Origin of the sequence: Aureispira anguillae (genome assembly GCF_026000115.1) — a bacterium.
GTDB classification, from domain to species: Bacteria; Bacteroidota; Bacteroidia; order Chitinophagales; family Saprospiraceae; genus Aureispira; species Aureispira anguillae.
This window is the reverse complement of record NZ_AP026867.1, coordinates 7,163,018-7,176,016: the sequence shown is the minus strand read 5'-3', so window position 1 is coordinate 7,176,016 and position 12,999 is coordinate 7,163,018. Positions and strand designations below refer to the sequence as shown.

Genomic DNA, 12,999 nt, shown 5'->3' with positions numbered 1-12,999 from the left:
AAAATATAGGCACTTTGAGCACTCAAATAGCGCCTAGCACCTCACAACTAGAGGTTCTTTGAATTTTTCTTAGACGCTGAACATCTAGTACAAGTCAAAGCATACTATAAAATCACAAAATTAATGCAAACGTTGGATATCCGTTTTCTAAAAAATTTACAAGAAAAGCTTAGTGCTGGAAATTTTCGTTCTATTCATCTCAATGCGCTTCCCAAACGTTATTTAACCCGTTTGGATTTAGCAGATTTAGATACCCTATCAGAGGGCACCTCCAAGCAATTTTTGGAAGTGCTATTTACCCAAGCTCAATTTGACTTTCCAATTACGCTTGGTAACAATGAACAGATAGACAGCCAACAAGAAGAAAAGATAGTCCGCAGGTTGAGTTCTATGACCATTGAACACAACGACCACCATGCAGAGCATGGCAACAAAACGTTTGCCTTTGGCTACCCCATTTTATTGGTCAAAGACCCTAATAATCCCAGCAAAATTATCAAGGCACCGCTCATCATTTGGTCCTTAGAGATCGAGCGAAATTTTGAAGCCAATAACGAATGGCTTATTCGCCGAAAAGAGGATTATTCTGTGGTTACCAATAGCGTTTTAGCCACTTTTTTGCGCAATCAAGCAAATATTGAGTTGCAACCTATGTACGATCAAATGCTAGAGGATGCTATCTTAGACAAAGATGAGTTAGCAGAAATGGCTCAATTGCACATGCAACAACTCAACCCTAATATTTCAGATCGAACCAAGCACCTTTTCCGAGAAATATTAGACAAAGATGTTGCGCCAATTAAAACAGAACAAGAAATCCAAGCCTTGCCATTGGATAGCCCTGCTATTTTGTGGTCTGGTATTTTTGGGTTATTTCGTTCTCAAAAAGATAGCATCATAAAGGATTTGGACTTTTTTATCCAAAACATTCATCAACTTCAACCGCTGGTTGAACAGAATCCCAATCCTAGCGACCCAAAACGATCTTCTTTCATGAAGCATAGTTTCACTATGTTGGAAACAGATCCTTGTCAACAACAGCTATTGCACCATTTATCAAAAGGAAAAAATTTAGTTATACAAGGTCCTCCAGGCACAGGAAAAAGCCAGACTCTCACAGGCATTATTGCCAATACCATTTCTAATGCAGGAACCTGCTTGGTGGTTAGCGAGAAAAAAGCTGCCTTGGATGTAATTTATGCCACACTCCAAAAGATGGGCTTAGAGGAATTGGCAATTATAGTAGAAGATGTGCACCAAGATCGGGCAACACTCGTCAACTCTGTTCGAGAACGAGCACAGCACCAACACCAGCCTTATAGAGTTTCTCCTAACTTTATTCGTCTGCTACAAAGCTGTGCAGCACATGTTGCTCGGCTACAAGATTTTCATAAAAAACTACAACAGCCCATTACCAATGATGCCGCTTGGACCGATGTTGTCGGAACGTTTTTAGATAGCAATCAAAAAAATGACAAAGGTTTATTGGTTGGTTTATTAAATGCGCAACAATTTGAGTTTACGACAACAGAGTTTGAAGATATTTTAAGCATCTTGCCAGAGGGACAGAGTTTATATCAACAACTTGGCACGTTCAACCATCCTCTCAATGCCTTGAACGATCGTTTTTTTCATCAGGCCAATACCATGCAGGTTGAAGCAGATACCCAAAAGGCATTGGACAATGTTTGTTTTGTTGTGCAGGCGGCTCAACGAGATGCCTTTTCTTATCTTTTTGAATATGAGCAGCTTTTAGAAAAGCACTTTTCGGATGTCTATTTGGCTAAAATGAAATTGATTGATAGGGCGATTGACATCATTGAAGGAGGCTTGGCTCAATCCAAGTACTATTTTAATAAAAATGGGGGCTTTTATCGAAAACTGATGAAAAATGTCAGTGACAAGTACAAGAAACTCGAACAGGAAAAAGTTGATGTACTAGAAAGCTTCCTTAAGGTTCAAAAAATTCATTTTAAATATGCTTATTTCAAGTATCAATTTATGGATACTAGCGATCATAGCAAGCTTGAATTTAAAAAGTTACTGGATCATTTAGTTGATTACAAATCGCAGGTATACGATTGGTTTGAAGCTAGAAGTCCTTTTATTCAAAAGTTAGTTAAGGAATTAGGCCCCAATAAAATTTACAAATATGTTTCTTTTGATCAACGAGTTATAGAAATCACTAAAAATTTAGATGCTTTTGAGCGAAATTTTGCCACTAGCAAAGTTTTTAAGGTTGAATTTAAGTTTGTTACTAAAAACATTCGAAAGCGGTTGACTCAAATTGAGGATTTGGATAACAATCTTCAAAAACTAAAAAAAGAATTTGATAATTTTACGGCTTATCATGCACTGAAATTTTTCTGGTTGTCGCTCAACAAACGCCAACAAATTGCGTTTCAAGGCTTAGCAAATGCCAATCCTAAGGACTGGTCTGGGGCTTTTTCCTCTTGGTATTTACATACCTTATTGGCACATCATGAAAATCAATTGGTTCCCGATGAAAAAGCCTATCGATCCAGTGTCTCTGGTTTTACCAAAGAACTAAAAACGTTACAAGAAATACTGGTTGGGCATACGCTCAAATACTGGCGAGGAAAACAAAGCCAAGCGGTACAACAATTCCACCAGCAAAAAGCACCGCTCACACTCAATAATCTTTACAATACCCGCAGCCACAAGGGCAGTCGGCGTAGCCCCTTGCGCAAAATCATAGAAACTTCTCCCGACTTATTGAGTAGTTTTTTTCCAGTTTTAATGGTTAGTCCTGCGGTTTGCTCTGCGATTTTGCCCTTACATCCTGGTTTATTTGATGTGGTTATTTTTGATGAAGCCAGCCAATTGAACCTAGAGGAAAGTTTCTCGGCTTTGGTTCGAGGAAAATATAAAATTATCGCTGGTGATTCTCATCAATTGCCTCCTCCTGATAGTTTCCAATCGCATTATTTCTCAAATGCTAACCAACAAGATTTTGTGATTGATGATGAATATTGGGAGGGCACAAACGATAGCGTTGCCGAAACAATTGACTACCTCTCTAATTCACCTTCTTTATTAGAGTATGCCTTGTCGGTAGATGCTTATCAAGAAAGTTTTTTGGCCTTGCATTATCGTTCTCAGCACCCTTATTTAATCGATTTTTCGAATGCTGCTTTTTATGGCAATCGTTTATCTTCTTTTCCTGCTCAACAAGCTTATACTCCCATTGAATTTAGAGCAATTGATGGCGTTTATAAAAATTATAGCAACGAGCAAGAAGCAATAGCGATTGTTAATTACCTGCTTAGCTTAATAGCAGAAGCTACGACCTGTCCTTCTATTGGTGTTGCTACTTTTAACTTGCACCAACGCAATTTAATCTTAGAACAATTGCAACAAGCTGCTATTCATAACTCGACAACCAAAGCACAATTACAACAATTATATAAGGCAGGATTTTTTGTTAGAAACTTAGAAAATATTCAAGGAGAAGAGTGTGATATTTTAATTCTATCCACCACCTTTGGCATACAAGAAAATGGCACCATGGCGACCAACCTAGGTCCTATTAACCATCAAGATGGCTACAAGTTATTAAATGTTATTGTTACTAGAGCTCGACAAAAAGTGTGTGTGTTTAGTTCTATTCCTCCCTCCCATTACCAGACCTACGAACAGGAAATTCGTCAACATGGCAATACTGGAAAAGGGATTTTATATGCTTATTTGGCCTATGCCAAAGCCGTTCATGATCAACAGCACGACAGTCGTCAAACGATTCTAGATTTGTTATACGACAATTGTCTTAACAAGCCTATTGATCCTTCTTTGTACCAAAAGAAATCCAATCTATTTGAACAACAAGTTTTGCACTTTTTACAATTAGAATTTCCAAAACTAAACATTCAAACGAATTACCAGTACGCAGGTTTTTCTTTGCCGCTTGCTGTTCTAAACGACCAAGATCAACTATGCCTTGCCTTTTACTATGACCTTCATTACAAATCTACGGATGAAGAAGCTTATGCTTGGGATTTATTTTACGAACAACAATTGCAGAAAATGGGAATTGCTTGTCATCGAATTTGGTCCAAGGAATGGTGGGAAAACAAATTAGAAGCACAACAAAAGCTAACCGTACAAATTCGAGACAAAATGGGATAATGAATACCTCTATAGGCACTTGCGTTATTTATAATACTTCATCTGTATTAATACTCCATTAATTATTCCCTACGGTCATGAGGTAGTTGTTTAGTTTTTTAGTATTTTAAATCACCAACACACACAACACTAATAATCAACTGCACGGCACTCATGCAATAATCCAGTACGATTAGCTTCGCTGCTAGGTTAGCTAGTGCGCTAGCGCTTATGAGCTCCCTGAGGTCGGTTCGTTATCACTCGTGAGCCAGCAAGCTGGGTTCGTGAGGTCGCAAGCTCTGTTCGGGTTTTCAACGGAGTAATACTGTATAAAAAACAAAAGCTATGTTTGATCTACGTTTTCTAAATAATCTCAAACAAAAACTTACCACAGGAAATCGTGGATCAATCTACCTTAATGCTCAACCAGGGCGTTATCTTAGTCGTTTGGATTTATCAGATTTAAATTGGTTAAACCCTCATTTTGCCAACACCTTCTTTGATGTCTTGACCAGCAATGCTGCTTTTCGTTTTCCGTTAACACCTGACGGACGTTCACTCAACGACAAAGACAAGATTCAGTTGGAAAATGTATTGCGTCGTTTGACCGTTATTAGTATTGAAAATAACGATCATTTTTCGGAGCAAGGTGTTAAGACTTTTGGCTTTGGTTTTCCTATTCTATTGTATAAAGACAAGAAAGACCCCAACCGAGTTCTCAAAGCCCCCATGTTTATTTGGTACTTGGATATTGAGCGAAATTTTAAACGTGCCAACGAATGGGTACTCATTCGACAGGATGATTTTCCCGTTATTAACAATGTTGTATTAGCTGCTTATCTTCGTAATCACTCGGAGGTGCAACTACAACCAATTTATGACCAACTTTTAGAAGATGCCATTTTAGATAAGGATGAATTAACGATGTTGGTAATGGCTCAATTGCAACAGCTATCCCCTAGTATTTCTGAGAGCTTAACCCAAGAATTTAGAGCCAGCCTAGATCAACCTATTGCTCCCTTAAAACAAGCTCAACAAGTCAACGCATTAAGTTTAGAAGAACCTCAAGTGTTATGGTCTGGAGTTTTTGGTTTGTTTAAATCTCAGAAAGAGAGCATCATTAATGATCTAGATTATTTTATAGACCATATTGAACAGTTGCAACAGCAGATTGCCCAACAAGATTCTCAAAAAGAATTAATGAAACATTGTTTCACAGCCGTTGATATGGACCCTAGCCAACAACATTTACTCCATTTGTTAGGTCAACAAAATAACCTTGTTATACAGGGACCTCCAGGCACAGGAAAAAGCCAAACACTGACTGGCATCATTGCCAATGTCTTGAGTAACCAGGGTAACTGTCTAGTTGTTTGTGAAAAGAAAACGGCGTTGGAAGTCGTACAACAAAATTTGGTTGCTATTGGTTTAGGAGAGTTAACGGTTATCATAGAAGATGTCTATAGAGATCGACAGGCTGTTGTTAATTCTGTTCGAGAGCGTGCTCAAAAACAATATCCAACCTACAAAACCTATCCTTCTTATTTGCGCTTATTGGAATCAGCGGTTGCACAAGTCGAGCAGTTGCAAAGCTTCCACGCTGGTCAACTTGACTTGCTATTAGAAGACAAAACATGGGCGGAACTGGTCGATCATTTTTTGAAGGCAAACGAACATTATAACAAACAACTCTTGGAGCAAGAACTTTCGTTAGAAGGTTTTGAATTTACTGCTGATGAATTAGAACAAATCATTCCCATTTTTGAGCAAGCAAAAAAGCTGTTAGCCCCTCTTGGTTCATTAGAACAACCATTGAATCAAGTACACGATCAATTTTTTGAGATTACTCCTGTCACGCAATCAAAATTAGAAATTCAGCGTAGTATTACAACAGCCTTGCGGTCTACTCGCAAAGCACAAGAAATTATCCACACGACCAAAACGACTTACCAAGAGCAGCTAGAACAACATTACAAGCAACTCTATCTAAAAAAATTACACTTAACAGATGTTTTATATTTACAATCTAAGACCTTATTAGAAAAACATGTCAGCTTACAAAACGAACGTTGTTTAGCAGCTCAAAAAGCCATTAGCCAAACCATTAAAGCCTACAACCTTGCCTTGGTACAGCATTTTGAAGAACTCTATACCAAAAAGATAGAAGGAATTGATCAAACTGCTTTTTTAATCAAGTTGGATATTTATACGACCATCAATGAAGTTTTGGATACAATTAAGGAAGCCAAAGAGGACATTATGGCGGCATTGTATGCCTATGAAAAACTACTGGAAGAACATTTTGAAGCTGTTTATATGCAAAAAATGGACTTAGTGGATGCCATGATCAGTACCGTTGAGACGGGTTTGGCTACCAGTCCATTTTACTTCAACAAAAACAAGGGAATTTTTAGAGCTATTTTGCGGGGTGTGGGGGCTAAATACAAGCAATTGGAGCAAGATAAAGCGTCTGTTTTAAAGCAATTTGCTCAATTGCAAAAATTGCACAAACAACACAAGTATTTCAAATTTACTTTTATGTCTACTAAAGATAGACCTTCTTTTACGTTTGAAATGTTGTTGGAGCAATTGGAATCGTATAGAACAGCAACGGATCACTGGCACATGGAACAACATAGCATTATACAAGAAGAAGTTCGCACCTTAAGTTCTAGATCCTGTCTTAAAGCAGTGCCTTATAAGGAAGAAGCCCAAACCATCAACCAGCACCTCAGTAATTTTAGGACTAAAATATTGCGTAGTAAATTAATTCCCATTGAATTTAAGTATACCAACTTGCGATTAAGGGATCGCTTTGATCAATTGGAGGAAATTGAGGTAAAGGTTCAAAAAATTAAAGCTGGAATTGATGATTTTGTTCAAAAAAATGAGGAAAATTGGCAGCCAAGTAATTATACCCCTACTGATACATCAGCCTCCTATCGAGTAACATTTGATGCCCTACAAGCAGTCCACCAACAAGAACAGTATTTTGAGTATAACTTCATCAAACTAGGCCGACCAACAGTAATCCAAGACTATTATAGCATTTTAGAACATCTTACAGATTATAGAGCACAAGTAGAAAAATGGTACCCAAGTTGCCAGCCGATTATAGAACGCTACCGTGCCGACTTTAAACTAAAAAATTTATACCCTCCGTTAAATTTTGCCCCCCAAGCACAACAACTGGTCTCCACTTTAGATGTTTTTATCAAAGAATACAACAGTACACAACTGCTTGATTTGCCCTTTCAATTGGAAGCTACTTTATTCCAAGAACAGCTAGAAGAAGTAAAAGGCTTGGGGGCTAGCATTGAAAACTGGAGCCTCAATCTTGAGCATTTTTTAGTTGAAACCAACAAGAATTGGATTGCTCACCCGATAAAAGAGCCGTTAACAACAGCCATTATTGAAGAAAAGGCGCTCCAAGAATCATACGAACAATTAATTGAATTGCATCGCCAATACGACTATTTTGATGTTACTTTTGAGGTTTACAATTACAGCAAAGAATTGCTCCATCAGAAGTTCATCCAGCATTTAGTTCACTATCGAAATTGGACCCAACAATGGTATAATAATCGGGCAATTGTTTTTGCCAATGCTGTTGAAAACTTAAGTACAGACTGCATTTCTCCTCATGTCTCACTTGTTCATCAAATTCCAACAATAGAAAAAGAATTGCAGCAATTTCAGGCTTCTTTCAACCAATTTAAACATTTCCGTAGCCAATTTGAGTTTAAAAACAAGCAATTGACGGCACAACAACAACAATTGGATGCTTTAGAAAAGCAAATCATAGTGTTGCAAGGGCAATTTGAGAACTTTGAATCCTACTATAATTTTAGGTTATTTTGGATAAAACTATCCCCAGCACAGCAAGCCGCCTACAAAGGCTTGGCAAAAGCGCAACCCAAGGACTGGGCAGCGGCCTTTACGAGTTGGTATTTGCATGCCTTTTTGTTAAAAAATGAACACAAAATCCCCGATGAATTGAGTTATACGCAATGCAAAGACTTACTCTTAAGCTATACGGCTGATCTAAAAAAAATGCTCATCTCACATAGCCTTCGTTATTGGCGATCTAAACAAAGCCAAGAAATCGAACGTTTCCATCAAGAAAAAGCCCCTATCAAACTCCATAGCCTTTACAACAAACGAGGACATGTAGGGGGAAGAAGAACCCCTTTGCGAAAAATCATTGCCACTTCTCCTAGCTTATTTACCAGTTTTTTTCCTGTATTATTGGTTAGCCCAGCCGTTTGTTCTGCCATTTTGCCCTTGCAGCCAAACTTGTTTGATGTTGTTATATTCGATGAAGCTAGTCAATTGCGTTTAGAGGACACCTTCTGTGCGCTCATGCGAGGACGTTACAAGGTTGTTTCTGGCGACAGTCAACAAATGCCACCTTCCGATTATTTTCAGTCCAATACGGTCTTAATTCATGAACAAGAGGAAGAAGAACAACAAGCTGCCTTGGTCAATGAGAGCATTGATTTTTTGACAAGTACAGAATCCTTGTTGGAATATGCATTGGCAGAAGGCGCTTACAAAGAATCTTTCTTGGAAGTCCATTATCGCTCCAAGCACCCCTATTTAATTGATTTTTCGAATGCTGCGTTTTATGGCAATCGTCTTACTCCCATGCCCCATAAAGAGGCATATACTCCCATTCAGTTTTTTGCCGTAAATGGTGCTTATACCAATTATACAAACCTTGCCGAAGCCGAGCAAATTATTGATTATATTATAAAGGTGGCACAGCCACATCGAGGAAAATCCTGCCCATCTGTAGGAATCGCTACCTTCAACATCCATCAACGAAATTTGATTCTTGAATTAATTCAGCAACGAGCCGTAGAACAGAGCAAAGCAGGAGCCCAATTGCAAAAATTATTTATGAATGGTCTTTTTGTCAAAAATTTAGAGAACATACAGGGAGACGAGCGAGATATTTTAATTATTTCTACCACTTTTGGTTTGCGAGAAGATGGCTCTTTTATACAAAATTTTGGTCCCATTAACCGACAAAAAGGCTATCGCTTGTTGAATGTTATTGTTACCCGTGCCAAGCAAACCTTAGCGGTTTTCACTTCTATTCCTGCTAAGTATTATGAGAATTATCGAACGGAAATAATGGAAAAAGGCAATGTAGGAAAGGCTGTTTTTTATGCTTATCTGGCTTATGCCAAAGCCGTTAGTCAAAAAGAAGAAGCCACTCGAAAAGCAATCTTGCAGCTTTTGTATGACCATTGTCTAAAAAAGCCTGTTGACGATTTTCTTTATCAAGCCCATGACAATGTTTTTAAGGAACGAGTTATTCATTTCTTGGAACAACAGTTTCCTAGTAGAGTTTTAGTGAATTATCCGTATGCAGGATTTGAAATTCCATTGGTTGTCACCGATGCATTAGGACAGCCTAAATGGGCGATTGATTTTGATACCTTCCATCAGCACTATTCAGAAGAGGCCTATGCTTGGGATTTGTTTAGAGAAGAACACCTCAGCAATTTTGGGTTTATTTATCATCGTATATGGTCTAAAGATTGGTGGCAGGATGAAAACAAGGCAAAAGAACAGCTGATACAATACTTTCAATAGGAGTCGCCTTTAGCTCTACTCTTATTGGCATTTTTATTGCAAAAAAAGTATATCCGACCTTCTTTTTGATTAAAAACCAATAATTATGAGAACATTAATCACCTTCCTAATTTTTGTACCGTTCTTCTTAATCGCACAAGAAGACATCCAACAGTATAACAAAGGAGTCAAAGCGCACAATGCCAATGATTATCCCACAGCTATTGACTGTTATCAGAAATGCCTAGCTATTAATCCCAAAAACAAGGATGCGCTTAATAACATTGGTATTGCTTATTACAATCACTCTCTAGAATTTTTTAACCAGAAAGATTATGACAAATCTATCGAATACTGCCAAAAAGCGCTAAAATACAATGCTAAAAACCCTGACATTCATTATATGATTGGTCTAGCTCTACGCAACCAAAAGAAGTATACAGAAGCAATAGCAAGCTATTCTAAAGCCATTGAGCTAAGTGAACAACCAGCCAGCCTTTATGCCGCACGAGCTTGGATCTACAATGATTTGCACCAGCATAAATCTAGGTTGGCGGATATGAAAAAAGCCGTAGAACATGAACCAACCAATGCTGAATACCAATTCCACTGTGGCAAATTTAAACAAGAAGTCAGTCCAGAGGAATTTAAAACGGCGGGCGAAAATTATAACAAAGCCATTGAATTAAATCCTAATTATGTAGAAGCCTATACTGAGCGGGCTGCTTTTTATATGACGTTTGAAAAATTTGAAAAGGCATTGGTTGACCTAAAAAAAGCAAAAGAATTAGGGGCAGATGTTAGCCATTTGATTGAGGCTGCCCAATTTGAATTGGAAATGCAAAACGATTAACCACAGTCCTTATAAACAAAGATGGCTTATCCCCGATGAGGGATAAGCCATTTTTATTTTAAAGCAGTACTATTCTAGTATTTAGAACGATCATCTACGATATCTGCATTGTCTTTCATATTATCATAAACACCTGTAGAAATTACTTGTGAAATACGTCTAGAAACTTTATCACGAGAAGATTTTAGGTTAACGATAGCTGGAGCTTCGTTTCTGCTGGTTACTTGTAGGACATAAACCCCTTCATTTCCACCAACTGCGCCAGACATTTGTCCAACTTCAGTAGCAGCTGCAAGTGCAGCAACTTTAGGCTCTACACCAACGGTACCAACATTAGCACTACCATATTGAACATTAGCAGCAGATTCTTTAATGATGCCATATTTTCCAGCAATTGCATCCAAAGAAGTCAAACTAGCCAATTCGCTCTTAACCATTGCTGTCTTTTTCTCATTGCGCAAAATGTTTCCTACATCACCACGTACTTGAGGATCATCAATAGAAGCTAATCCTTTTGGCAACTTAGAAACCAAGGCTGTAACAACAAATTTTTCAGTATAGTTCAACTGTTCGTTTTCCATAAAATAAGGACGGTTGGTTACTTCACCATTCTCTGTTTCAGGATTGTGTGCCCAACGAATAATATCAGCAGCCGTTGAGTTTTTGCCCAAACCAATAATTTCAAAACCACCCTCTTCCAAACCAGTAGCAGGAGCAATCGTCAAGCTCATTTCTTTAGCCGCTTTTTTCATATCCTCAATGGTTCTATTGTTGGTAATAAACTCAAGAACCTCACGTTGTTTTTGCTCAGTAGTTCCTTCACTAGGAATAATATCTTTTTCAATCACAGCAATACGCACACCTACTTTGTCGGTCTCATATTTATAACCTGTTACTTGGATTAAGTGCAAACCAAACTGTGTATAAAGAATTCTTAGGCTATCTTTTTCTCCTGTGTAGAACATATACTCTTCAAACTGAGGAACAAAAGAACCATCTTTTGCTTTCCAGCCCAAATCTCCACCTTTGTCTCTAGAACCATCTTGGCTAAACTGGGCAGCCAAAGAATCAAAAGAAGCAGTAGGATCAGTATCCAATACATTCTTAAGTGAATCTAATAAGATACGTGCTGCTTGTCCCTCTTCTGGGTTCTGAGCACGAATCAAAATATGACGAGCTTTAACAGAATCTGGCAAACGCTTTTCTGCAATCTTTTTAAGTACTTTGTATTTTTGGTTGTTGATATAAGGACCAAATACCGTTCCTTCTTCCGCTGCAAAAACAGAATCTACAATTGCTTTAGGTTCTGACATTTCGCTTTCTGTATAAAAATCAGGCGCAAAAGTACCATAATATTGTTGGATAAAGGTAGAATCTTCTTTCATTGATTTGGTAGCTGCAAATTCTTTAGCATATTGAGCCATTTCATCAAAATAGATGGTAGAATCTTCTGAAGTAGGTTTTACATCAAATACAATATAATCAATAGCAGCCGTTGCTTCACGCTTGTACAATCTAGGGTGTGCTGCAATGTAATCTTTCATTTCTTGATCGCTTACCTCTACCTTAGCTTTAATGTTGGTATAAGGAATACGAACATAGTCAAAATTATATCCTGTTTCTTGCGTTTTGTGCTCCATTTCAACCATCCAAGCAGGCGTATACATTCCGCTCTCCAATGCTTTGAAATATTTATCTTGTAACGCTCTAACTTTTACACTTTTTTCTAACGCCAACCAATTTCTTTGCTGCTCTAACAAAGTTTCTTTTTGTTGTGGGTCGCCATTAGCTTGTTGCAACAAGGCATTGGTATTATGAAACATATCAATAGCTTGTCTTACTTGCTCACTATTAACTTGTCTAGTTTGAGGATCGCCCAAACGATTAACAACAACAGGGCTCAATAGACGAGGATCTGGGCTTAAGAACAAATCTCCCATTTCGGTAGGAGTTACGATCATACCAGCTGCCATTGTCTTTTGCGTCAACAATTTTTCACCAATGATACGTTCCCAAACTTGTGCTTGAATTTCTTCAGTAAGGTATCTCCCTCCTTGGTATTCTTGCGTATATTGTTGTACTAATTCGCCAGAAACTTTGTCATCATTCACAAAGCCCACTGTTGTTGCACGACCAGAAGCGGTATTAGCACCAGGACTAATATCCATAAATAAAAATGATGCGACACCAATAAAAACTAATGCCATCATCATCCAACCAAATCGGTTTCTAATTGTCCCTAATAAAGCCATCTTTTATTTGTATTTTAACCGTGTTTGATGCGCTCAGAGTATTCTGAGTGCCTTTATTATTCTTATTAAATTATAATCCATACTTGTTATCAGAAGATAACAGTCTTCTTTTCTAAAAAAGAAAACGGCACAAAAATACATTTTTTTACGAAAAAAAGCCCAATCGAGGGAATTGATTGAGCTTTT

General features: G+C 37.9%; 4 protein-coding genes. 3 read left to right on the top strand and 1 reads right to left on the bottom strand.

Annotated elements, in window-relative coordinates; all coding sequences use genetic code 11:
- Nucleotides 1-123 precede the first annotated feature (123 nt).
- From AsAng_RS27865 to AsAng_RS27855, 3 genes are all read left to right on the top strand, one after another.
- The gene (locus tag AsAng_RS27865) at nt 124-4,146 is read left to right on the top strand and encodes an AAA domain-containing protein (RefSeq protein ID WP_264790431.1); all 4,023 of its coding nucleotides are present in this window, start codon (nt 124-126) and stop codon (nt 4,144-4,146) included.
- A 324-nt stretch (nt 4,147-4,470) separates the two neighbouring features.
- The gene (locus tag AsAng_RS27860; protein ID WP_264790430.1) at nt 4,471-9,729 is read left to right on the top strand and encodes an AAA domain-containing protein; all 5,259 of its coding nucleotides are present in this window, start codon (nt 4,471-4,473) and stop codon (nt 9,727-9,729) included.
- 85 nt (nt 9,730-9,814) lie between these two features.
- Nucleotides 9,815-10,561 carry a tetratricopeptide repeat protein gene (locus tag AsAng_RS27855; protein WP_264790429.1) on the top strand — a complete coding sequence of 249 codons (747 nt, stop codon included), beginning with the start codon at nt 9,815-9,817 and terminating at the stop codon, nt 10,559-10,561.
- Nucleotides 10,562-10,635: 74 nt separating this feature from the next.
- Here AsAng_RS27855 and AsAng_RS27850 read toward each other — a convergent pair whose 3' ends face one another.
- Entirely contained in the window at nt 10,636-12,813 is a 2,178-nt protein-coding gene (locus tag AsAng_RS27850) for a peptidylprolyl isomerase (RefSeq protein ID WP_264790428.1), read from the bottom strand.
- Between the last annotated feature and the right edge of the window lie 186 nt (nt 12,814-12,999).